The organism is Achromobacter sp. K91, assembly GCF_003576205.1.
Classification (GTDB): Bacteria; Pseudomonadota; Gammaproteobacteria; order Burkholderiales; family Burkholderiaceae_B; genus Achromobacter; species Achromobacter aegrifaciens.
Genome location: NZ_QWFB01000069.1, coordinates 1 through 24,304 on the forward strand (window position 1 = coordinate 1; position 24,304 = coordinate 24,304).

The window sequence follows — 24,304 nt, forward strand, 5'->3', positions numbered from 1 at the left end:
TTGACCCCTGACAGCCGCAGTGTTTCCAGAGCTCCCTTGGCATCTCCCTTCTTGAGCTTCGCATTCGCGGCTGTCACTGCATTCATTTTTTCGGGACTTGCCGTGTAGTCATCGGTAATGACTATATCGCCCCAGACAGGCAGCCAAGCCTTGGCAGGCTCATTCGCAGCAGTGCCCTGGTTTGCCTCATGTGAGGGGACCAGGTCCGCTTCCGCCCTCATGAACGCAGCGTCGTCTGACTTTGCCTCTTTCAGTGCAAGTTGAGCGCCACGTACGCGCTTGAGAGCCTCTTTGGTGTGCCCGTCGTAGAGGGCCGCTCGCGCGGCATTTACATCAGCAAACGCGTGTTGTCCTTGTTCAGACAGCTTGTGGAAGCTTCTCACCTCTTGTTGTTGGGTTGTTGGCTGAGCCGCCATCGAAACCACGAGCGGTGAGAGCGCTCCCGCGACGGCAACAAACAACATTCCTTTCGCCAGTTTTTTCTTCACACTCATTTCATTCTCCAAATCGTTACTCGAGGTGACCAGTCCAGCTGCGTCTTGCGTGCGTCTGGCGTGTTCGGAATCGATCATCCACTGGGTTTCTTAGGAATGCCTTAACGGTCTAGTCACGGAGGAGGGCGATTTAGGTCATGCCACAGTCGCGTTGTATGCCCATTGCCACTGACATGCGAACTTCCTGCCAAGGGGAGGAGCCAGGTCGTTGCCACGCGAACGCTCGAACAAATCCTGCCAGCTGCCGCCTGACTTCTGCGCCAGCGGCCGGAATCTCGCTCGGTCGATCGAGGAACACAGCCTTTGGCAGTGGCGTAAAACAATGGAACTTCGCTCGAACTCATGCACGGCACCATCGATTCTTTGCTATTGCTACTGCTTCAATCTGAAGCACGGGTGAAGAAGGTGGCCAAATTTCCCACTGACAGATTTGTTGTCGAGTACCCCACGCCAAAGGCCGTGATTTTGGCAGGACGGCAGACAGTGAAAGGACTCGGACTTCACGGTTCACATGTGGATGTTCTGTTGAGGCTTAATGGATTGCCGTGCTTGCAAGCAAAGCTCACGGTCAACTCGTCCGGCCGCTGGGGGGCTGATTTTTTGATGACGCCGGGCACGTATGTGTTGCATGGCTGGGCCAATAAGGTACGGATACCATTTCCATTTGTTGAAGGCATCGCTCCACCGCCGGACATCGTCGTCAGTTTTTTGGTGTGGGAAGCGTAGCTCGCTAGCCGAGAAAAAAAATCTCGGCCTCGACGATCGGCATCGGGAAGTCGCAGGGCGTTCAGCGAGGGCGCCGGCGCGGATTCCTTGTTTGCGCCACAGAAATGAACTAGGATTTATCAGGGTGTGGGGATACAGGTTCATTTGCCGCCACCATGATCGCGGGCGGCTTCCAAGGAGGCGCACATGAACGAATCCTTTCCGCCCGCCACGCTCAATACGTGGCCGGAATTCGGCCCGCACGCAGTGCCCGCTGACGGTTGCCGCACCCATACCGTTCTGAATCAAGCCCAACCCGCCAGCGGCTTCAATGCCTATACAGACGATACAGTGTTGCGGGCGGCCATCGGGCGCGAAGCGCCGTGGGCCGAGTCGCGCTGCACGGCGCTTGGCGCGCTGGCCGGCAACGAAGGCCTGCAGGAACTGGCACGGCTGGCGAACTGCCACGCTCCCCAGCTCAAGACGCACGACCGCTATGGCAACCGCATCGATTGGGTGGAGTTCCATTCCAGCTGGCACGAACTGATGGCGCTGGCCTGGAAGCATGAAGTACCGAACCTTGCCTGGCGTGCCGGAGCGCCCGGCGGGCACTATGCGCGCGCCGTACTGTCCTATCTATGGAACCAGGTGGAACACGGTACAGCGTGCCCCACGGGTATGGCCTACGCGGCCTATGCCGGCTTCGAGGCCGAACCGGCGCTGGCGGTCTGGAAGCAAAAGTCCCTAGGCACGGACTACGAGTTCAGCCGACGCGAGGTCGGCAGCAAGGCATCGGTAGTCGTCGGCTACGCGATGACTGAGAAGCAGGGCGGTTCGGATCTTCGCGGAACGCAGACCATGGCACGCTACTCACACACTGACGAGTACCACGGCGCGACGGCGCATTGGTACGAACTGATTGGCCACAAGTGGTTTTGCTCGGTGCCGCAGTCCGACGGTTTTTTCACGCTGGCAAAGGTGAACGGTGGCGTCACCTGCTTTTTCCTGCCGCGCACCTTGCCCGACGGTGCCTATAACCGCTTCTTCTTGCAACGCCTGAAGGACAAGGTGGGCAATCGGTCCAACGCGTCCAGCGAAGTGGAATTCGACGGCACCCTGGCAATCCGCGTGGGCGAAGAAGGCCGGGGCATCCGCGAAATCCTGTCGCACTCTCACCTGACGCGGCTGGATTTCGCGGTCGGCTCGGCTGGCCTGATGCGACAGGCGCTAACGCTGGCACTGCGGCATACGATGACGCGCAGCGCGTTCGGCACTCCCATCGCCGAGCGACCGATGATGACGAACGTTCTGGCGGATATGGCGGTGGAAGTCGAAGCCTGCACACTGATGGCGCTGCGCGTGGCCCGTGCCACAGACCGGATGCATGACAGCGAGCACGAGCAGCTACTGGCCCGCGTAGCCACGCCCGCCGCCAAGTTCTTCAACTGCTCGCGCGCGCCCTCGATCGCCTATGAAGCGCTGCAATGCCACGGCGGCAACGGCTTCATCGAGGAAAATCCGATGGCCCGCGTTTATCGCGAAGCCCCGCTGAACAGCGTCTGGGAAGGCACGGCCAACATGATGTGCATGGACGTGCAACGTGCCATAGCCAAGGACGCGCGGACTCTTGACGCGCTATTCGACGAACTGCGGCCGCTGTCCGGCCAAGACGCGCGCTTCGACGCTCTGGTCCGGCATGTCGAACGGCTGATGCGCGAGGCGGCTGCGGACGAGTTCCTGGCGCGCCCCATGACCGAGGCGCTGGCGCGCGCGCTTCAAGGCGCAGAACTGTTGCGCTATAGCACGGACGACGTCGTCGACGTCTTCCTGAGTTCGCGTGGTCCGAACGCGGTGGGTGCCTGGGGCTCGCACTACGGCACGCTGGCCGGCGCGTCCGGTCCGGCCTACGCGCGACGCGTCGTGCGCCGAGCCGACGTGGCCGGCTGACGACGGCCTATTTCCCCCCGCCGTTCCCTGCTTCCCAACGTGGTTCAGGAGGTCGAAATGAATGCCCCTTATGCCGCCGTAACGCCCAGCCGGGCCGACCTGATGTCTGGCGACGATTACCGTGAATCCTTGCGTGGATACAGGCCCCTTGTATACCTGGACGGGCGCGAGGTGGCCTGCGTTGCCGACGAGCCGGCCTTGCGGCCGGGAGTCAATGCGCTGGCCTATACCTACGACTTCGCGCGGCGCGCAAACGTTGCGCCCATCGCGCTGGCCACGCAATCGCGGCGCAACCGTGTTGTAAGCCGGATGCTACACGTGAACGAGTCCTCCGGCGACCTGCTGAACAAGCTGGAAGCAGTGCGGGCGCTGTGCCAGGAAACCGGATGCGCCCAACGCTACTTGGCGCACGACGCGCTCAACGGCATCGGGCAGACAGTGGCGCGGATCGACGACGCCAAGGGGACCACCGAGCATGGCGCGCGTTTCGAGGCCTATCTGGCGCACGCCCAGGATCTCGACCTCTCGCTCGGCGTGGCGATGACGGACGCCAAGGGCGACCGCAGCTGCAGACCGCACCAGCAGTCCAATCCCGACGTCTATGTGCGCGTGATCGAGCGCGACGGGCGCGGCATCCTTATCAGCGGCACGAAGGCTATCGTGACGGGGGGGCCGTACATGCACGAACTGCTAGTCATGCCCAGTCGCAACATGGGAGCTGAAGACGCGGATTTCGCAGTCTGTTGCGCGGTGCGCGTGGACGAACCCGGCGTCACCATCGTGTCGCGGCCGGCGGGGCGGCCCGGCGAGAAGCTGGAGCACGGCGATGCGCTGTTTTCGCGCAAATATGGCCAGGCCACGGCCGTGGTGATGTTCGACCGGGTCTTTGTTCCGTGGGAGCGGGTGTTCTACGCCGGGGACTGGGAACACAGCCACGCGCTGACTTATAGCTACGCCACCCATCATCGGCATAGCTGTATCGCGGCCAGGGCGGGATTCGGCGACTTGCTGATCGGCGCCGGCGCATTGATGTGCGAGGCCAACGGGCTGGATCCGGACGTCAAGGCCAATCTACGCGAACCGCTCGTGGAGCTGATCAAGATCACCGAAGGCTTCTACGCGTGCGGCGTCGCGGCCAGCGTCTACGCCGTGCGCGACGAGCACAGCGGTTCGTTCATGCCCGACCCGGTGTTTAGCAATATTGGCAAGCTGCTGCTGGCCACGCAGATCTACGACATGCATCGGCTGGCCCACGAGGTATCGGGAGGTCTGATCGTCGCCTTGCCAGGTCCGGATGAAGACCACAATCCCGCCACAGCGGCCCGATTGTCCGATGTGCTGCGGGCCAACCCCGCCGTGCCCTACGACTATCGCGTTCGGACGGCGCGCTTCATCGAGGATCTGACAGCCTCATATCAGGGCGGCTGGTACTCTATCATCAGCCTGCACGGCGGAGGTTCGCCAGCCGCGATGAAGCAGGAACTCTGGCGCAATTACCCGTTGGGCTCCAAGGTGGAACTGGTGGAGCGCCTGTTGGAACGTGGCGTGCTGCATGACGACGCGCGACCCGTCACGAAGAACCGCCAGCCAGGACGCTGCTGCGACATGGGATGTAGCGCACCGGGCCAGTCCATCATGATTCCGCTGCAGGCGGGAGAAAAGCCCGCCAGCGGAGCCGACTGAGGTCCGCGTCTCTATCGCATGCTTCTGTCCACACCCAGAACACTGAAAATCTCCCCAGACCCCTTCCGCTTGAGCGGAGTCTTCGGTTTTCCATCGAGATGGACCATACCGGTGGATGGGTCCCAACGATTTGGGAGCGTGGAAAGCGGAGAACCTTAGCGCGTCGTATTGGTTATGCGAGGCATCAGCAGATAGTCGCTTCTCCAAAGCGAATCGTCCACTTCTCATAAGCCGAAAATCAGATCGTCGTATACCGTGCCAGCAGCGTCTATTTTCTTATAAGAAATGGAGATGCCGTGGCAGTGATCGTGCTCGGCTGTAGCATTATGGCCGCAATAGCGACGGCCTGCCTTGTGCTGATCATTCCGTCTCCATACGACGTCGTCACGGCGCTCTTCGGAAGTGGCGCTAGTGTGTCGTTGCTCGCCTTATCCACCCATATTGATGAATGAACTTCGTCCGGAGTCCTGATGGATACTTGCAATGAATGTCTATTGCTGACGGGGCAACCATCGTCAACAGCGCCGCATCCGAGCTTGGTGCATCGGGCTGTTGTGCATCACGGAGCTGGCGCCGGTCGTCAAAAAATCGGAACTATTTGGCTTTGCGTCGAATGCGGGTCGACCATGCGCCAAAGTACCCGGCACGATAAGGAGTTTCCGGACTCGTGGAATTTCGGCGCAGACGGTTAGTGGTTCCCTAGGGTGAAGAATAATAGCCTAACCATCGTTCGGTAACTACCTAAACCCGCTCAGGTTGGTGAACTGAGAGCACCGAGCACTTCGGTGCGACAAGCGCGGACGAAGCGCTCGACGCAGGCGTCCTGGTTGGCTGCCGAGGCAGCCGCCACTGTAGCGCGCGGCTGCATGAAGTCGAGCCCCCCTTACAGCGCTCGGCTAGCACAAGCCGTTCTACTACGTCTCGCTACACCGGCGGCGTCAGGATTTCGGCTTTCAACGTTCTTGATCGCGGCGCCCCCCCTTGCTGAGCCCCATACATGCGCCTGCGCTTGGCGATTGCCGCTTGCTGTTCTCGCGTAACCACTACAACTCGTCCGACCTCGTTTCGACACGGCAGAGCGGCGTTGCAAGATGCAGCTACGAATGTCGTTATTAGAAAATGTTTGCAGAGTGCGTCAGCGGCGGACCAAATTCAGCTTTCTTGAAATGAAACATAGAGAAATTTGAGACGAATTCGAGAGCGGCCATCACAAACACGCTCCAACATGTTTCCAATCATTGTTCATCTGTAAATCCAGACACATCGAAAACAAAATTTGGAGAAGCGTCGTCTATTTCGGATCATCTGCTCGATTAAGGAGTCTGACATGGCTTCACCACAGCAATCAGAACCGCGAATATTGGTATGCGAAAACGTGCCGTCGTCGTTTCCGTTTGCAGATGTAAAACAGGTTTGCCGTGCCCCAATGCTTCGTGTGGTCGGCGGCATAGAGGAATTATCTAACGCTCTTGATTCCTACAAGATAGCTCTTGTCATGATCGGAGTTTCAGTTTCAAACTTCGATATTCCCACATTATGCCGTGTGCTTCGAAAATCCCCACAAACAGCGCCCATCCCGGTGTGTGCAGTTGCGCCGGCCAATTCACGCGTAAGCCGTCTCGATATGTTGCGAGCTGGTGCGGCTGAGGTCCTGGAATATCCGTGGGATGCTCAGGAAGTCGTATTGCGCCTGGATCGACTCATTACCAGCGCTGAAGAAATGGCTTGCCCACACGCTGCCACGAAGAGGCAAGACTTGCCGCTTCGCCTATCGAGGGAAGAGGAGCTGGTTTGGGCCGCGAAAGAATACCTTCTTCACTGCCGTGAGTACATGCCGCAGCAGCACGAATTGGCGCGGCTGATGGGCACGACGAAAAGCAGATTGAACGCAGCATTTTTCGCCGTTCTTGGTTTCAGTGGGGCAGAGTACTTGCGAAGATGGTGCTTGCACTCCGCAGCAACGCTGCTGCGTGACGGTCAGCTAAGAGTAGTAGATATCGCCGAAATTTGCGGCTATTCAAATGGCGCAAACTTCGCGACTGCCTTTCGAAAGTTCTCGGGTGTCTCGCCAATAGTTTACCGAGAGCAGGGCCGTCTTGATAACTGTAATGCAACCTGCGCGGAGGCATCGGATGGAAATTAACGGCTTACGATCAGTGGCGCAGGATGCGGTCACAGAGACCGCTTGCCCAATATCCAGGGCACAACCAGGCGGAATTTCGCTATTATTGGTGAGTGATCGGCTAGACGATTTTCAACCCCTGGTTTTCGCGTTGCGTGAACAGCTTTTCAATGTCACAACCGTTGAAGACGGTTGGGATGCCTATTATCGCACGCAGGTCAAACTGCCGACGGCTATAGTCATAGACGCCGAATTGCGCACCTTCGATAGCATAACCCTATGCCGGTTATTGCGACGCGCAGGCTTGACTCCGCGTGCGGGCGTGCTTTTGGCCACGAGAAATTCATCAGCAGAACTTCGAATTTGCGCGCTAAGATTGGGTGTACTGGACGTTTTGACAATGCCCTTGGTACCCGAAGAAGTGATGCTGCGGTTCGCATATCATCGACGCTCCATATTGCATCGTTGCGGGGTGACTTCAACTTGTGCAATGCGCGCAGACTCGTCCAAGGGCGTCTCTCGCTTGGTGGAAAGGGCGATGAGCCTGGTCGAAGAGTTTGGTGAATCCACAAAGTCGACCAAACACACCGCGCGGGCTGTCGGCACTAACGCACGTAGTTTGTCCTTGGCGTTCAAAAATGAAACTGGTGAGTCCTTTTCTGCTTACTCAAAGCTGAAGAAGATTCAGCTTGCATGCCGCCTGCTTCGAACAACTACAATGCCTATAAATCAGATAGCTGCGACGATTGGGTATCAAAGCGCTTGCAACTTTAGCGTGGCCTTTCGACATCGCATGAACATGGCGCCGTCAAGCTACCGCAAGCAATATTCATCTGAGTAATATGGCACGATCTGATCGGTAGAATTCGTATAAATGGAATAGGCTGCCTGCTCCGGCAGGCATCAGCGCTTCGAGGAGATGGAACGCTCCACTCAACCTCCGAATCGAAACATCCATCCATAAGAATTTTAAACGAAAATTGGTCCTTGTCGAACCAAACACGTACCCGCTCGATATTTGACTTTTCGCAAGCTGCTAGGCTTTCGCCGGGGTTGTTTATGTTGCATACTTTCCGGAGTTTTTGGTAGCGGCATCAATGTAAGCGGTTTTTACCTAGCTAGATGTATACACTTGGAGGAAGTATGCGAACTAGTGAAACTTTTTTTTGCACGGACTCCTTTCCACCGAGCCTTCGCACGGATGCATGGCGCGATAGAGTAAGCTTGTTGTGGGATTGCCTCCCGTCTGCGTCTATGGAGCGGCCGAACTTTATCGAAGGAACTCTTCGATCCACCGTGATTTCTTCAATGCTGGCGGTTCGAGCAAATTACTCGACAATGTTTTGCCGGAGAGACGAAAAAATTCTAGCGCACAGTGAAATAGATCATTATCTTATTCACATCTATTCAAGCGGCGTGCATGCCGGAAATTTTGAAGGAAGAGAGTCGATTGGTCGGTCGGGAGATATTAGAATAATAGACCTTAGCAAACCATTTTCTTCCAATGTTGCGTCAGGAAAAACAATCTCCTTAATGCTGCCACGCATCCTCTTGGCCTCGACACTGGAACGATTCGATGTTCATGGCGTTATATTGAAGCCAACGGACCCCGTAGTCAGATTACTACGCAATTTGATTCTGGGGATAAATGCCCCCAACTTCAGCGTCACTCCGGAGCAGGGCGTAGCAATCGAAGAATCTGTTTCGAACCTACTACGCGCGAGTCTGAGTGCGGGACTTGGCATTCCCCGCGAGTATTTGGGAATTACTTCAGTGCTGAGGGAAGAAGTATCGCGCTTTATTAGCGTGCATCTTGCCAATCCTGACCTAGGTCCGGAAATGCTCACTCGCCATTTTCGACTCTCCCGCGCGCATTTATACCGAATGTTCGAAGGCGCTGGAGGGGTGGCGCGGTTTATCAGGACGAAACGGCTTGACGCCGCCTATCGCAGCCTTCTAAATCCAGCGATGCGCCATCAAAATATAACGCAAATTGCCTACGGCAATGGATTTGCCAACAACAACCAATTCTTGCGGGCCTTTCGCGCTCGTTTCGGAGTGGCGCCCTCTGATGTTCGGAGTCCTGATATGCGAACGCAATACACGTTCCGGGAAGCGTCTCTATCTACTATTTTTTCCGGAGTCCGGCTGAGCAACGGAACCGACGCAAGCCAGTAGGACCCCGAGGCGATGCAGCAGTCTGCACCGCGCTCCTTCTTGATTAGTTCGAGCCTCCGAATACGGTGATGATCAATCAGTCAGCGAGTCGAACTAAGGAGCGATAGCGGCCCAACTCAAAACCAGCAGACCAAAGACCAAAAGCACGGTTGGGCCGTTTTCACTATTTTTGCCGTAAGGTTCAGAGATGGCTCTTTCGCTCCATGCTGCGCGGCAACCTCGTTTCCGGTGGGCCGTTTGTCGTCTCAGTACTTTGGTTACACGCGCAGGACCACTTGGAAATTCAATTTCGAGCAGGGGAGGGCGAGCATGTTTTCGCTATCAAAGCGTTGTGGCGCGGAGTTCTTCGGTACTTTCTGGCTGGTGTTGGGTGGATGTGGCTCTGCTGTTTTGGCCGCCGGCTTTCCCAATCTCGGGATTGGATTCGCCGGCGTGGCCTTGGCCTTTGGCTTGACCGTCCTGACCATGATATTTGCTGTCGGCCATGTTTCAGGTGGACATTTCAATCCGGCGGTAACCATAGGACTGGTCGCGGGTGGCCGTTTCCCTGCCAGGGACATTGCCCCCTATGTGATCGCACAAGTCTTGGGGGCCATAGCAGCTGCCGCGGTGTTGGCCAGCATTGCCTACGGTCAGGATGGTTTTGATTTGCCGGGCAGCCGCTTTGCCGCGAACGGATATGGCGAGTATTCGCCAGGCAAGTACTCCCTGTTGGCGGCACTCATTACGGAAGTCGTCCTGACCGCCGGTTTTATCTTCGTGATTCTAGGCAGTACCAGGAAGGGCGCCCCTGCGGGCTTCGCTGCCATTCCCATCGGCCTGGCGCTGACCCTCATTCACTTGATCAGCATTCCGGTAACTAACACTTCGGTGAATCCCGCTCGTTCCACCGGGCCGGCGCTGTTTGTCGGAGGGTGGGCTCTGGAGCAGCTATGGTTGTTCTGGATTGCTCCGATAGGCGGGGCCGTTATTGGCGCGATTGCCTACCGTTGGGTCAGCATCCCGAAAACCGAGCAAAGCAGTTGAGCTGCGCGCAGCGGACAGACGTTCACCGCCCGTGCAGTCGGCAGACTACGCCCGATCCGTGGATCATCCGTTTCGCGATCGCCCTATGCGCACGCATCGATTGCGCGAGCCCCCCATTCGCCTCGAATGTCGAATCCTCGCTTCGGAGAGGATCCTCCTAGATCGAGTTTCAAGCCCAAGCAATCTCAAGGAGTAGATATGTCCGTCAAGAAAATTGCCATGTCCGGACGTCTCAAATGCCGAATTGGTCGACTGTTCGTGGTGTGGACGGCCGCAGCGACATTGTTGCTGGGACAGACGGCTTGGGCATGTACCAGCTTCACCATCAAGGCTACGGATGGCAGCGTGATCTATGGCAGAACAATGGAATTCGGTCTTGAAATGGAATCGCGGGTGATGTTCATTCCCCGTGCCCATCTCCTGGAAGCCGCGGCGCCCCCGGGCAGGAAAGGCATGACCTGGCAGAGCAAGTATGCCGTGGTGGGCATGAATGCATTCGGTCTCACCAGTATCATCGACGGCGTGAATGAAAAAGGCCTGGCGGGCGGCGTCCTGTACTTTCCGGGCTACGCTCAATATGCGGACCCGGCCAGCGTCTCCGCTGAAAAGTCGCTGGCCCCTTGGGACCTCCTGACGTGGGCCTTGACCCGCTTCGCCACGGTGGCGGAAGTCAAGGCGGCACTCTCGCAGGTGGCGGTCGTCAACATCAAGCAGGAAGCCATGGGGGGCTTGATACCTCCCTTGCACTACACGCTGCATGACCGGAGCGGCGCGTCGATCGTCATTGAACCAATCAACGGTGAGCTGCGTCTGCACGACAATCCGATGGGAGTGCTCACCAATTCGCCGCCGTTCGAGTGGCACATGATCAATCTGGGCAACTACGTCAAATTGTCCGCGACGGAAGCGCCGGCGCTGCGGATCGAGGGACAGACGATTGCGCCCTCGGGGCAGGGTTCCGGCTTGCTCGGCGTGCCCGGCGACCCGACGCCGCCGTCGCGGTTCGTTCGCGCGATCGGCTATTCGATTTCGGCCTCCAGGCAAGCGCCCGGACTTCCCAGCGTCAAGTTGGCCGAGCATATCGCCAACAGCTTCGACATACCCAAAGGCTGGATCAAGCCCACGGGCCAGCATGCGGAGCTGATGGACTATACGCAATGGACCACTGTCATTGACCTGTCCAATCTGCGGTACTACGTGAAAAGCTACGACGACCAGACCTTGAGGCTGGTGGACCTGAAAAGCTTCGACCTGGATGCCAAGGCGGTTTCCTCGGCGGCATTGTCCACGGGCGCAGAGCCTGCCACGGGCCTGGCCTTCAAGACGCAGGCGGCACATTGACCGGATTCCGATATGAATGTGCGACGAATAGGTCTATCAATGAATAGCTAAGGAAGGCGAGGTGGCGCATGGCATGTGCGCGCCTCGACCGCAGATCGCAGCGGAGGCGTGGCCAGGATGAAGAATTCGCAAGTACAGCCGTCAGCGATCAGAACTCGGTATAGGCTGTCTGCGATGACCGGCAAAAGAGGCACGTCATCCGAGCTCTCGCTTATACGGTTCGACTTCCTTAGCCTTGTCTATGTAGAGGATGCCGTCCAGGTGATCGACCTCGTGTTGAATGATTCGCGCGTGAAACCCTTTGGCCGCCCCTTCAACACGTCGCCCCTCGATATCCTGTGCGATATAGGAAATTTCTTCGTAACGGGTGATGACGCCTATCATTTCGGGGACGCTGAAACACCCCTCCTTGCCATCCGCCGCGCCCTTAGCCGAAGTAATAATAGGATTGATTAGAGCCGTGGGTGGGATTGAAGGCTCTCCCGGAAGGCGATCGTTCTCATAGAACTCGAAAACGATGATCCTTTGCGAGACGCCTATCTGTGGTGCTGCAAGCCCGACGCCCCTGCCGGCACGCATCGTCTCGAACATGTCAGCGACCAGTACATTGAGCGCTTGCGTCGAAAAAATCTCCACGCTAGAGGCTCTCAGTCGAAGCAGGGGCGAATCAGTAGGCAGAAATTCCCTGATCATTTTTCTGCTCTGAATCCATAAACCAGGTTCCAGCCGAATGGATCGGCCGTAGGGCCGCTTGTGAATCCGGCCTATCCCGGTCCAGCCACGCACTTTAGCGCCCTTGATTCGGAAAAATTTACCGCAGCGCTAGGCCGATTGCCAGCGTGACCTGTGTGGGTCTGTCCCCCAGCGAACCGGACCACTCCAGGTCATGGCCTGCAGCTCGGCACGCCCGCTCGCGCGAAAACGCCCCAACCCACAAGGGGGCTGGGACGTAGTGCCATCCGGACAGGCCAAGTGTCGGGGCAGCGGCGGCACAATAGCATGGCTCGGCCGGGGAGGGCTTGTGCACAGTTGGGCATCAAGTTTTGAAAAGAGACGTTTTCTATTCGTGATGAGAAGACGGGATCATGCCGGACACGGACTAGCCAAAATCAGAACGGCCCGCAATGAACGATTGCGTACCCGAAATCAAAGGCGTTTTGGAAACGACCACAGGTAGCCCTGAAGGTCATGGAAGTAGCATGCACTCATCCTGCCTTTTTTGCGGAATACGCTATATGAGCAGCTTGTGCGCGGGGACTCCCAAGATTACGGTGCGCGACAACCGCGGCCTGACGGTGCGCACGCTGCGCTATAACCGCAGCGCGTCTAGCGATGTAGCCACGCAGTACGTGGACGCACAAGACTACAACGATCTTGGGCAGACAATTTCCAGCCGGGACGCGCGCTTCTTTGCCGAAGGCAAAGGTACCCTCAATTTTCAGTACACCCCGGCGCTGTCCGGCCAGGTGCTGCAGACGGTTAGCGTGGACGCTGGCACGAGCCAGGCGTTTGCTGATATCGAGGGGCATCCGGTCTGGGAGAGCAGTCAGGGCCGCGATTGCCTGTATCAGTCCGACGACCAGTTCACTACCACGCATCAATACGACGCGTTGGGTCGCCCGACCGCGCGTTCGGTCAAGATCCAGCGCCTGTCGGGCGGGCTTGCCAGCAATGTCCAAACGGACATCTGGGTGTATGGAGAAGCCCTGAGCTTGCCGGCAGGCGCCTATGATCCGTCGAGCCCGGCCGACCCGCGCAACCTGAACTTGCGCGCGACCCTGCTCAAGCACTACGACACGGCCGGCATTCTAGACATGGCCGCGCGCGGCTATCAGGTGCAAGGCAGCGCGCAGCGTCAGGATCGCCAGTTGTTGACGATAAGCAACGCGTTCGATGGCGTGACCCATAGCTGGACGGGGACGTATCCCAACGTCAATACCTCCGTGGTCGATCCCCAGGTGTATAGCACCGCCTGGATCTACAACGCATTGTCCCAGGTGCTCAACCAGACAGACGCCAAGGGCCATCAACAGCAGACGACATACGACATGGCCGGGCGCAAGGCATCAAGCTCTGTGACGCCCAACGGAGGCAAGAACACGCCGGTCGTCGCTGACATCACCTACACGGCGGACGGCCAGATAGAAACCCAGAGCGACGCCAACGACATTCAAACGACGTACAGCTACGAGCAGCAGACCACGCGGCGGGTGCTATCGATCACGACCACACGCAGCGCAGCGGCTGCCAGCGCGGCCAGGAAACGCCGCCCCCAACGTCGAGCCACGAGCCGCTCGGGCAGACGAAGCCGCGCGAGCAACTGGACGCTGCTGCAGGACCTCTCTTATACCTACGACGGGGTGGGCAACGTCACGGCGCTCAGCGACGCGAGCATGCCGGTGGCGTACCACGCCAATGGCACAGTCGACGGAAACCGCAGCTATACCTATGACGCGCTCTATCAACTGCTCTCGGCGAGCGGGCGCGAGAACTATGTGAGCAGCAATCCATCGACCACCGACTCGCCCAGCGCCTATACCCCGCTGGACCAGGCCAATTACCGTAGCTACACACGCAATTACCAGTATGACCTCGGCGGCAATCTCTGCCAGATTGCAGCCGGCAATGCATCAGGCATGGGAGCGGCCGTACCCACGCGCAACATGGTCGTGGCAGCGGGCAGCAACCACGCAGTGAGCAATGCGAACAATGTCGGTTTGACGGCGGCGCAAGTGGACAGCTTTTTCGACCGCGCGGGCCAGAATACCTGCCTGGACGGCAATATCAATCAGCCAATGTACTGGACACCCTATAAGCAACTCTATTGCGTGGTCACCACGTATCGGGAATCCATGTATTCCGGCGGAGATTGGTTCTCGAGCGATTGCGAACTGTACGCCTACGACAGCGAGGGCCAGCGCGTGCGCAAGGCGGCACAGACAGCTTCCATGGGCACTTGGGCCAACGATGCAATTTATTTGCCCGGTCTGGAGGTGCGTCAGAACCACCAGACGGGCGAGCAACTCGAGGTGATTGTGCTCGATGACGGGGCGCGCATGCTGAACTGGACGGCCAACCCGCCGTCGAGCATTGGCAACCAGCAGATCCGCTACCGCTACGGCGACCGGCAGAACTCCTGCCAAATCGAGACCGACGACAGGGCGCAGATCATCACGCAAGAGGAGTACTACCCGTATGGCGGCACTGCGGTGTGGGCCGCGGCCTCGACCAGCGAAGCCAAGTACAAGACCATACGCTACTCGGGCAAGGAGCGTGACGCCGCAGGCCTCTATTACTACGGCATGCGCTACTACCAGCCGTGGATCGGACGTTGGATCAATCCGGATCCGGCCGGCACGGTGGATGGACAGAATCTGTACTGTATGGTGGGGAATAATCCGGTCACCTCGTCGGATGGGACTGGGCTGATGGCCAAAAAGGAAGACACCGAGCAACGCGAACAAGCGGCTGCATCATCCGCCGCCGCTGATAGACCTAGCACGTCAACTAACACCTCGCTGCTCACGGTCGACACCAGCGTGGCACAGGACATATCTGGACCGGAATTCGCGTCACCGTCAAAAGTGTTTTCCGAACTAACCGTTCAGTCCGAAGGGGATGCAGGACGCATCGCCCGGAAGCGCTTTTCCAACCTCAGCGATGACACGGATGGACCTAGCGCCAAAAGAGCCCGCCAGGATGCCATCGATAGCCGAAACACCATCATGAAATACCTGAAGGAGAACCCGGGCATCGGATTTGCACGGTTAGAGAATGACCGGCTTGTATACCACTCAGAGTCCCCCGAATTTGAGGCTGCCGCCCGCAGTCTACTTGGGAGCCGAAATAGTGCGGGCTCGATCGCCGACGCACAAGATACTAAAGATATAAGGCAGGTTCGAGTAATGGAGATTTGTCAAGCCCAGGGAGCACTGGTGGTGGCGTTGCAGCGTGAAACCTCCGCACATCTCAAACAGCTTGACGCAGATTTCGCCCCGACCGCTAGTCTAATGAAGTCGCTCGAAGATGAACTCAAACCCCTGCTAAAGGGAAAAAATGCACAAAATATAAATGCAAAAAGGATCGGCGAAATTAATGAGAAATTGAAACCCCTTTTTCCGAAGAGGGCTGACAATGAAAGGGAGAGGAACCGAGTTTTGAATGAAATGAGTCTTATCGGAAACATTCTTAGTTCGACGCATAATAAACGAACCGCCATCAACAACGAACGGCAACGCGCCTCGTTCGCCATCAATCTCGCGGGCGTATTCAAAACAGCGGCGAGTGCTCAGAAGTCAAAGGGATTCGCATTCGCCACTTTCGGAACACAAAAGGCGTTTTGGTTCCTGGGCTCGGCCGTAAATATTAAAATGAACCCCAAGGAATTTAAAACGTACGCACCCAAAAAAGCCTCCTCCGGAATAGCGGGTGATAAAAAATTGTATTTCAACAAATTCGAGCCAAGTGAATTGCCGGCGCATTTCGAAGAGCTTGACAAACATCTCGTAGAAAATAACTACAGCAAGCTCCATGCGTATACGAAACATAGAATTGCTGGATTCAATGCAAAAGAAACGCAGGCATCTGACCTTCAAGGTGAGGCTTATATTGGAGAGCGACAACACATCAATCGTGCGGGAGTGCCGGGCACGCACGCGGAGTCCATTTTGTTCAATGAGTTGCTCCACGCTTTTTATCCTGAAAGTCAGAACACTGATTTTGATACCATAGAAAGTGAAATGGGGGCAGGACTGCTGAATAATTTGAAAATTTATACTTTTTACCTTATTGATCCACAGGAGGGAGGGTATCATCTATTTGAGGCATGCCAGGGATGCTCCGCGATCATTGGCGACGGAATTAATGCGATAAACGGCAAGGGCACATTGGCGTACAACAAGGTAGCGGAAATGATAGAAGAAATGCGGAGTATGGGCATTGCCGATAATCCGGACGCCATCTCGGAGCATCTGATCAGTATGAAAGTCCCGTATCAGATTAATTTCAGGTAAGCGATCAATCCTCCGAGCTTGTGCAAGGTGGCGGGTTCGATACGAAAGGGGCGTTCTATGACTTGCCGAGTCCAGATCAAGAGCAGTAGGACGTCGTAGTCAACTGCCTGTGCTGACCTCCCCCCTAAAAGTTGGACAGTTGATAACTGGAAAATTCCGGCGAAACTAGCCCCCTGGAGGGCGTCGCCATGAAGAAGTCAAAGATCGCAGAAGAACAGATTGCGTTCGCGCTGCATCAAGCCGAAGCCGGCGTGTCGGCTGCGTAAACTCGAGGACGAGAGCAAGCGACTCAAGCAGTTGGTGGTTGATCTAAGCCTGGACAAGGTCATGCTGCAGGACGTTCTGAAAAAAAGCTCTGAGGCCGGCGCAGCGTAAACAGCTCGTCGGCCATCTGATTGATAGCTACCTATCAGCGTCAAGCGGGCCTGCCAGGTTTGCCAGCAGAGTCGCGCGGGTTGGTATCAGAAGCTCAAGCCCCGTATTCTTGATGCGCCGCTCAAAGCTCGCATGCACGAGATCGCCAGCACCAGGGTGCGCTATGGCTTCTGGCGCATCTTTGTGTTGTTCCGCCGCGACAGCTGGCATGTCAACCACAAGCGCATTTACCGCCTATACAAGGAGGAGGGTTTGAACTTGCGCACCAAACGTCCGCGGCGTCATTAGGCAGCCGCCCATCGGCTTGAACGTCCGGTATTGACGGGCCCGAACCAGAGTTGGAGTATGGCCTTTGTCTCGGATGCGCCGTTTAACGGCCACAAGTTCCGCGCCCTGACTGTGGTCGACAACCACAGCCGTGAATGCTTGGCAATCGAAGCTGCGCCGACACTGACGGCTTCGGATGTCGTGCAGGCATTGACTCGAATTGTTGGAGAGCGTGGCGCGTGCTCACTAGAATCAACTTCCAAGTTTGATCCGAAAAAATGCCCGCTTCCATGATGTGGCAACGATCTGGCCGTTCTCGTCCAGGACGACAATACCAGTGTATAGCCGAGTGTCACAGTTATTGCTATAGTCTGCCGGAATCTGCGTCCGAACCGTGTCCGTCGCGCTAAAGGAACGACTCGAATCGGAGGTCACTAGCCAGTGGGCTCTATCCGTACCATCACGCGCGAGAACCAACAGATAGCGGGGAGATGTGACGACGTTCAAATTGGTCGTTGAGTACGGCCACACGCTCGAAGGGAGCATGTTCGATGTATAGCTTGGACCATAACTAGTTTGGTAGAAAGCCTGATTACAGGCTCCTAGGTTCTGGCTTGGATCGCCTATGGATGATGAAGGTTTGGAGACGGAGAGAGTCAAGTATAGAGCACCGAAATTAGCAGAATCCCAGTTATCAATTAACTCGCCATTGGACTCGGCATGAAGATCTCCGGAATAGGTGTTCGTTTCGGAGTTGCATGAAAAATAGACAGTGGGCATGATGACGCCGTAATCCCCGAACTCAAAAGCGAAACCTGAACCCGTTTGCTGCGGACTAATCACGCGACCGGAATCCAACTGAACTGACCCAAACAGTGTTTTATCGTCGTTATTTACAATCAGGTAGCCGACGAGGCCACGGTTGTCTGTAAAGCTGATCGTCTGCTGATTGATATCCGGCGTGAACCCCGCCCCCCATTCGATCCAAATTGTTCCCGGGCCTGGGTCCAGTACTATGTTGTTGTGGTCGTATCCAGCACCAACCATGGTGGTCATTGCAGGAAGCTGCTGCTGCGTCGCGGGTGGAAGTAAAGACGATGTTTCCATGTTGGTGTCGGTCATTATCGCGGTCGCGTTGGCAATCGCATCTTGCAGATCATTCTCATCCTCCTCAATCGTGAACCACGGTGCGTGGCTCGTTCTGCGCCAATAGTTCAGTCCGGTACGAACGCGAACCTCCCGGCCAATTGCGTCGTAGTAGAAGCTGTCGGCATATCCCTCTACCGGCAAACTCCCATAATTCACAAATTGCCAATCGTTCACGAAGTACGGGGGCCAGGCGGTAAGGACTTCACCGCCGGGCGTGGTCACGGCCGTTTCTGACGCAGCCCATCGGGGATCCGCGGCGGCCGTGGCAAGCGGCGGCGTCGCACTCACGTCGGGCGTCAGATTTCCGCCCTGGTCTCGCTCAAACGCCTGCCCGGAAGGCACTTTGGTCGCCGTACTAAGAACGCGTCCATAACCGTCTACGTGCGTAACGGAGGCGCGTACAACTTGCGTGGCCGCTGACGGGTACGCATCTGCGATGAGCGTGAGGCATTGAGCGGGAGTAGGGGACGATTGCATATCCAGACTTTGCTGCATGCGAGCTGGAATTCCGGAAATAGAAGACTTCGAGCCGGCCCATCGGCCCCGGCGCAGCCGAATCCGGCCTTCTCGTGTGATCAGCCGCTGCGCTACCAACCTGTCCCAGAGTACCCCGGGAGCTAGGGCCGGGTCGGCGGCATCAACTTGTTCTTGGGTTACTTGCGAGGCGTCGGGCATTTCGTAAACCGTACGGGTCGCCTGCTGCTGTGTGCCAGTGCTATTCAGAGCGTTCTCGATAGTGTCCGTTCCGCTCGCAGGAGCGGATTTCAAGCTCGAGAATCCCACTTGCTCCACACTCGTTCCGTCTTGCGATAGTTGTGTGCCGAAGAAGCTAGTCGCGATCACGCGACCAAGGGCGTCCTGTTGCACTTGCGTTGTATTCTGGTTCGCGTCAACTAGCTCACGCGGCGTTAAAAAGCGATAGTCGATCGTGGCTGTGACGCTATTTCCGTATGGATCCTTCGCAGCGATGAGCGCGCATTGATGAGTGTCCCACGTGTATTGGGTCGTCGGCTCAACGTTGTCCGATCCGGCCAGGGAAGAGCTCTTTTGCGTGTCTGGTCGCGCGAAGCTTTGGATCGGCAGGTACGTCGTGATCCCGAAGTCCCCGCCCCAGACAGGATCCTCGTTCGAAACTCCCGGGGTCGAAAGCTGCAGCGATTGAAGTTGCTGATATCCAGACGATGTGGCAAGCGTCTGTTCCGCTTGATCGACGTAAGCCTTATCGCTGCTGTTGAGCAACGCCGTCGTCGTTTGGGTCAACAGCTTCAGGCGCGATGGGAACTTGTTCGTATTGTCAGGCTGCGCGAAGCTGAACGTCGAGTACGCTTTCAGCGTCCGATGCTGACCCGGCGCGAGTAAACATGTGGAGTCTTTCAGGGCGCTAAGATTTTCCACGGTGAGGCCGTAGCCGCCTGAAGGAATTTCGCTGCTGTTGTAGGTGAGCACGTTTTCGCGGCTGACGCTCAGTACGCCTAGCCGCCACTCATCGGCGGAAGAAACAGAGTTGCTGACACCGTAAAGACTTTCCTGCAACCGCAGATGATCCTGCTGCGGATCAAAGGTATTGTTCCAGCTATTGTCTTGGGCCACAGCTCCCGCCGGGCCGCCATTGACGGGGTTGCCACTGTCATACCAGGGCAAGATGTTGGCGTAGGGATTCGAGGTCTGACTTCTTCGCGGATAGGCGGCGTCGACCGACCACAGTATGTAGCCATAGGGGTCGGTATTCATCACGATGTTCTGCGTGATCAGCGGATCGGCGCACACCTGTTCATAGTTGTAGGAAAACTGCTCCAACTCCATGGGCAACACGACTGGCATGGTGGCCGACGGTTGTACCTCGCGCACCTGCCAACGTTTGTATTGCACGGAGAAGGGGACAGGCGTAGCAACACTTGCAGCCTGACGCGCGTCGTATGTTTCACTGCGCAGCAAGTTACCTTTCAGGGACCTGTACATCCACCACTTGGTGTTATCCGAGGGACTACTGTAGACAGTGTCATACCAAGGGTTCGCGTTTGAAGCCAGCTGGGTCAATCGTGTGCGATTCTGTTGATAGGCCTGCGAATCAGTGAACTGAGTACCATGGAGCGGGGTTTGATCGTCCTGTTCCCGTCCGGTGTGATACCAGCTCCGTGTGATTCCCGCAGATGTGCCATCGGCAATCAGGCCTGTTGCTGCAACCTGAGTTGATTGCATGGCTTCCATGTAGGCATAGCCGCGCGATTCACGTTCGTGGCCATCCCAGACACCGCGTCGGTACTTGGCGGACTGAGCCCGCTGCAAGCCTGTGATGTCGTCCACTTGGTAGATATCGCCGATCAGCATGGATGGCGAAGGGTATCCGGATGGTGCGGTCGGTTCTTCACATTTTTCGTCCATCCAGTCCTGGATAGAATTGCGCCAGATCAAGTCACAGTGCGCTCCCATGTTGTTATTCAGGGATTGCAACTGGAACGCAGGCGAATCGGGATAGAGGTCGAGCCGCCAGTGCCGGACTGCATTGGATGTGCCACCGAAGTCCTGTGTCAGAAGCACGCTTGGACTTCCATGACCGGTCAAGTCCGTAAATCTGACCTGTGTCAACGCGCCCATGTGGACGCCCTCGGGATATGGAATCGATACGATGCTCCCGCTCGCCGTGTCGAAGCCGTTTCCTGACTGATTTCGGATGATAGTCAGCGCGTTGACATCGGCATATACCAGATCGGGTGCGTCGGGGCCGAAAACGGTAACCAGGAAAACGCGTGCCGGATTGAAAGTGCCACGGTTGAACGGCAGGGTCGACGGGAGGGGTTTCGCGGCGCCAAATTTTCCATTGCCCAGCCATGGCCAGCAAACTACGGAATCACTACGTATGCGGACAAGATGCGGTTGTCCCGAGCCCAGTACATCGGCGAATCCGACCCATTCGCATGGATTGCGCCCTGGCACTGGCAGGACAATACCGGGATCCTGCGGCACATCACATGGGGCGGCGAATTTGACTTCGGTATCCGTACTCTGATTTTCGTAGTAACGCACGCTTGTGGGGCTTAATACGACTACGTCAGACAAACCCGCCCCGTGGATGTTGACGTACATCGCGTAAGGGGTCATGAGCTCGAGCGGAACATTGGTCAACGGAGTGAATCCCGACAATTGACGGTCCGCGCCGAGTCGGTAGTATCCGGACCCATTTGCGGGCGTCGTCACCAACCACTCCAGGCGGCCGTCACCATTGATGTCCGCCAAGTGTCCCGCGCCACCTTGCAGCGTCGGTACGACAGGAAGCAGTACGCGCTCCCCAAACGTGATGGCGTCGGGGGCAGCACCGACCCGCAGGTCACGCACCGGCCTGCGGTAGTACCAGCAGTTGTCCTGCTGATGCAGCAGGCCGCTCATTCCTTCGCTATAGAGATCGGTTAGCCCATATGGCATGAAATCGGGAGCCGTCGTTGCGCCCAGGGGCTCGGTAAGGGGAAGCGCGAGCTCCTGCCACGCGGGTGCGCCGCTGGGCGGGTTGAAATCCTCTGACCAATGAATGTCCAAGGGCGGGAGCAGCTGCGGCGTGCCGTTAGCGTCAGGCTCGTAGGCTGCGATCTGAATGCTGGTCAGCCGCGAGAACGCGGGGTTCTCGTCGTAGTCGAAAACCATGCGGCGCACCAGTGTTCCATTTTGATCTTGTGGATTTCCACTGGCATCGTTGATCTCGCCGTCGGGAAAATAGTGGTACATCAGTACCTGCCGGCACAAGTAATTGGTGCGGACTTCAAAGCCGGCATCGAAACGCGAAAAGGGATCTTTTCGCTCTGTCCAGGTGCTGGAGCCCCGTATGTAGTGGCTGAGCCCCTGAGGTTTCTGCTGGATGTCTGGCGCGGCATCGGTCCCGAGGTCGAACACCAGCGCGAATAGCCAATTTTTAAAAAGAGGTAGCCCTGGTGGCAGGGAATACAGCTCGGTATCGCCAGCCGGATTGCCGTAGTAGACCGCGTTCAAGTAAAGGTCGCCGCCACTGGCTCCGGCCCATGCATAGTAGATGTGCTGTCCATCGGCTGAAATAGACTCCTGCGCCATCCATGCCACCGTATCGTTGTTTCCTCCCGTCAGTGCTGCCATCTTCCCGAAGAACGTTTGACTTCCGTCCGCGCCGCGCGCGATCCAAAAGTCTCGAGGGCTTGAAAAGCCTTCGCCTGGGTCGCCCGTCAGACTAGTCCAACGCTCGATCAGATCGAAGCTTCCTTCCACTCGAGGACGATATGTCGTGATCGTGTAAGTGTTGAGGGTGCGAGGCTGATCCGGGGACTTCACAAGCACTTCACCGCTCGGACCAAGAAAGGTGTCGTCCTCCGTATAGGTTGGCACCCCCCGGTCGGTGCGGCGACGGATACTTGGCACACCACTAAGTTGCCAGCCGACTCCAAACACGCCATTGCCCCCGCCACTAGTCAAGGCGAGTTGCGGGGCATACCCGCGTCCAGGACTAGCGGGGAGGGGAATAGAGAACTGTGTCTGACCGCTAGGTCCAATGTCGGATGGAGTCACCGACATGCCCACAAGACTGGACGCACCGGCTTTGGGTAGCGTCAGGGGGGCTATCGTGTTATCGGGGGTTACGGCGATCTTTCCCATGTCACTGTGGACTCCATGAACGGTTTTCGCACACTTCACCCAAGTGTCATGGACAATGACCATTCGCGAGTTTGATATTCAGGACGAGGCCATTGAATGTGGCTTTCTGTGCCGAAAGTAGCTGGCCCGCAGGCCAGGCGCACGCAGCGGTCAGCGTCCGTAACCAAGCGCAGCAGACAGGGTATCCCGGCATCTATGCCGTTGGCTCCAGCCGCCGTCGCTCGCGTCGAAAGCACGCAAGGAGACGTGCCGGCTGCTTGTTATTCTGCAGCGAAGTCTCTGCCCAATATTTCCGGAAGATGGAGGCTTTTTCGTTCGACGAAAGGTCTATGTCTTTTTCTGAAAGAGCAATGCCGGAGTTCATCAAGCGGTCCCTGAAGCTCTGGAAGTACTCCGTTGCGTTGGTCGTCATCAGATTTATCGATCCTCTTGGATGAATCTGAAAGCTGAAATCGAGGTTCATCTCCATCTCAGCCACGGTCACAGTGCCAGAGGTATAGGTGTCGTCATCAAAATTAGAGGCACCCCTTGCGCTTGCAATGCTATCTGGGTGACCTAGGCGAAATATCGCGTGGGCGCCTTCATGTGCAAGCATTTGCAGTAGGAAAATCTCAGCTATCGCCAGTCGGTCTGCATCGACGAGGTTGCCCATGACATCCTCCGCGTGGAGCTTCTGTCCCAGCAGGTCGCCCATGGACTTCTGATCGCCGCGGAGTGATAGATGTATGGCGGCCGCGAGGTCGGACGGTATGTCGAGGCTGGGCGCAATCGAGATTTGCGGAAATTTCTTCCGGTGCGCGATGATATCCGTTACTGCCTGCGTGTTCTTCGCGTGGCTGGACTGCGCAATTTTTATCGTCACATTCGATTTTTTTTCTTTTTTTTCAGGAGCGACCGCGACTCCGATTTCCTTCGCGGTTTCGGATAGCCCCGCCATCGCTTTGTGTATTGCTTCCTCAAGGTCCACCTCAGTCAGCTGTGTGCCGACGCGCAGCGTGTACCGTGAGAGGTCGCTATCTCCATTGATATGGTAAAGGACTCTCCCTCCGAAGTGTCTGCTGGGGTTGTATGCAGGCTCCGCATGAAGTTCTGGGTATTCCATGAACGCCACGATTTGGTCTGCGCCATATCGCAGGTTGGGTGGAGCGAACCGTCGGGATTGATAGGGGCTGGGATCCGTCTTGGCGTTCCCTAAGCGATCAACAAAAGTCGTCGGGTTGTTTCCCATGGCTCGATACAAGTTCAATCCATCTACGACTCCTCCCGGGTCTGTGGTGATCCAGCGTCCGATCCACGGCTGGTAGTAGCGCATGCCGTAGTAATAGAGGCCTGCAGCGTCACGCTCCTTGCCCGAGTAGCGTATGGTCTTGTACTTGGCTTCGCTGGTCGAGGCC

Annotated in this window: 14 protein-coding genes and 1 pseudogene; 11 read left to right on the plus strand and 4 right to left on the minus strand. The window is 57.0% G+C overall.

All coding sequences use genetic code 11. From position 1 onward, the window contains the following. Positions 1-572 (minus strand): YfdX family protein (locus DXK93_RS29530; protein WP_147400295.1); only part of this gene is annotated, 572 nt, incomplete at its 3' end. 264 nt (positions 573-836) lie between these two features. On the opposite strand from DXK93_RS29530, the gene DXK93_RS31920 reads away from it, so the two are divergent. The 9 genes from DXK93_RS31920 (at position 837) to DXK93_RS29565 (ending at position 11,496) form a co-directional block, all read left to right on the plus strand. Then, a complete protein-coding gene (locus DXK93_RS31920; RefSeq protein ID WP_147400296.1) occupies positions 837-1,220 on the plus strand; it encodes a hypothetical protein in 384 nt (127 codons plus the stop codon). Positions 1,221-1,406: 186 nt separating this feature from the next. Then, complete coding sequence (locus DXK93_RS29535; protein ID WP_119451981.1) at positions 1,407-3,146, plus strand: acyl-CoA dehydrogenase family protein; 1,740 nt, start codon at positions 1,407-1,409, stop codon at positions 3,144-3,146. 57 nt (positions 3,147-3,203) lie between these two features. Next, a complete protein-coding gene (locus DXK93_RS29540) occupies positions 3,204-4,829 on the plus strand; it encodes a 4-hydroxyphenylacetate 3-hydroxylase family protein (RefSeq protein WP_119451982.1) in 1,626 nt (541 codons plus the stop codon). A 296-nt stretch (positions 4,830-5,125) separates the two neighbouring features. Then, positions 5,126-5,281 carry a hypothetical protein gene (locus tag DXK93_RS32040; RefSeq protein ID WP_158598588.1) on the plus strand — a complete coding sequence of 52 codons (156 nt, stop codon included), beginning with the start codon at positions 5,126-5,128 and terminating at the stop codon, positions 5,279-5,281. An 875-nt stretch (positions 5,282-6,156) separates the two neighbouring features. After that, complete coding sequence (locus tag DXK93_RS29545) at positions 6,157-6,972, plus strand: AraC family transcriptional regulator (protein ID WP_119451983.1); 816 nt, start codon at positions 6,157-6,159, stop codon at positions 6,970-6,972. Then, a complete protein-coding gene (locus tag DXK93_RS29550) occupies positions 6,962-7,792 on the plus strand; it encodes an AraC family transcriptional regulator (protein ID WP_158598589.1) in 831 nt (276 codons plus the stop codon). The genes DXK93_RS29545 and DXK93_RS29550 overlap by 11 nt, the downstream gene beginning before the upstream one ends. Positions 7,793-8,247: 455 nt before the next feature. Beyond that, the gene (locus DXK93_RS29555; RefSeq protein WP_233564636.1) at positions 8,248-9,129 is read left to right on the plus strand and encodes a helix-turn-helix domain-containing protein; all 882 of its coding nucleotides are present in this window, start codon (positions 8,248-8,250) and stop codon (positions 9,127-9,129) included. A gap of 309 nt (positions 9,130-9,438) precedes the next feature. Then, positions 9,439-10,155 carry an aquaporin Z gene (gene aqpZ, locus DXK93_RS29560; protein ID WP_119451989.1) on the plus strand — a complete coding sequence of 239 codons (717 nt, stop codon included), beginning with the start codon at positions 9,439-9,441 and terminating at the stop codon, positions 10,153-10,155. A 198-nt stretch (positions 10,156-10,353) separates the two neighbouring features. Further along, positions 10,354-11,496 carry a linear amide C-N hydrolase gene (locus DXK93_RS29565; protein ID WP_199728352.1) on the plus strand — a complete coding sequence of 381 codons (1,143 nt, stop codon included), beginning with the start codon at positions 10,354-10,356 and terminating at the stop codon, positions 11,494-11,496. A 195-nt stretch (positions 11,497-11,691) separates the two neighbouring features. Here the strand turns inward: DXK93_RS29565 and def are convergent, their stop codons facing one another. Beyond that, positions 11,692-12,189, minus strand: a complete 498-nt coding sequence (gene def / locus DXK93_RS29570) for a peptide deformylase (protein ID WP_119451986.1) — start codon at positions 12,187-12,189, stop codon at positions 11,692-11,694. Positions 12,190-12,731: 542 nt separating this feature from the next. Between def and DXK93_RS32455 the strand changes: the two genes are divergently transcribed. Together DXK93_RS32455 and DXK93_RS29580 are read left to right on the plus strand one after the other, a co-directional pair. After that, the gene (locus DXK93_RS32455) at positions 12,732-16,508 is read left to right on the plus strand and encodes an RHS repeat-associated core domain-containing protein (protein ID WP_158598591.1); all 3,777 of its coding nucleotides are present in this window, start codon (positions 12,732-12,734) and stop codon (positions 16,506-16,508) included. Positions 16,509-16,696: 188 nt separating this feature from the next. After that, a pseudogene (locus tag DXK93_RS29580) lies at positions 16,697-17,387 on the plus strand (IS3 family transposase); the annotation flags it as partial. 15 nt (positions 17,388-17,402) lie between these two features. Here DXK93_RS29580 and DXK93_RS29585 read toward each other — a convergent pair. Next, complete coding sequence (locus DXK93_RS29585) at positions 17,403-22,910, minus strand: SpvB/TcaC N-terminal domain-containing protein (protein WP_158598592.1); 5,508 nt, start codon at positions 22,908-22,910, stop codon at positions 17,403-17,405. A gap of 193 nt (positions 22,911-23,103) precedes the next feature. Continuing rightward, positions 23,104-24,304 (minus strand): RHS repeat-associated core domain-containing protein (locus DXK93_RS32560; RefSeq protein WP_147400297.1); only part of this gene is annotated, 1,201 nt, incomplete at its 5' end.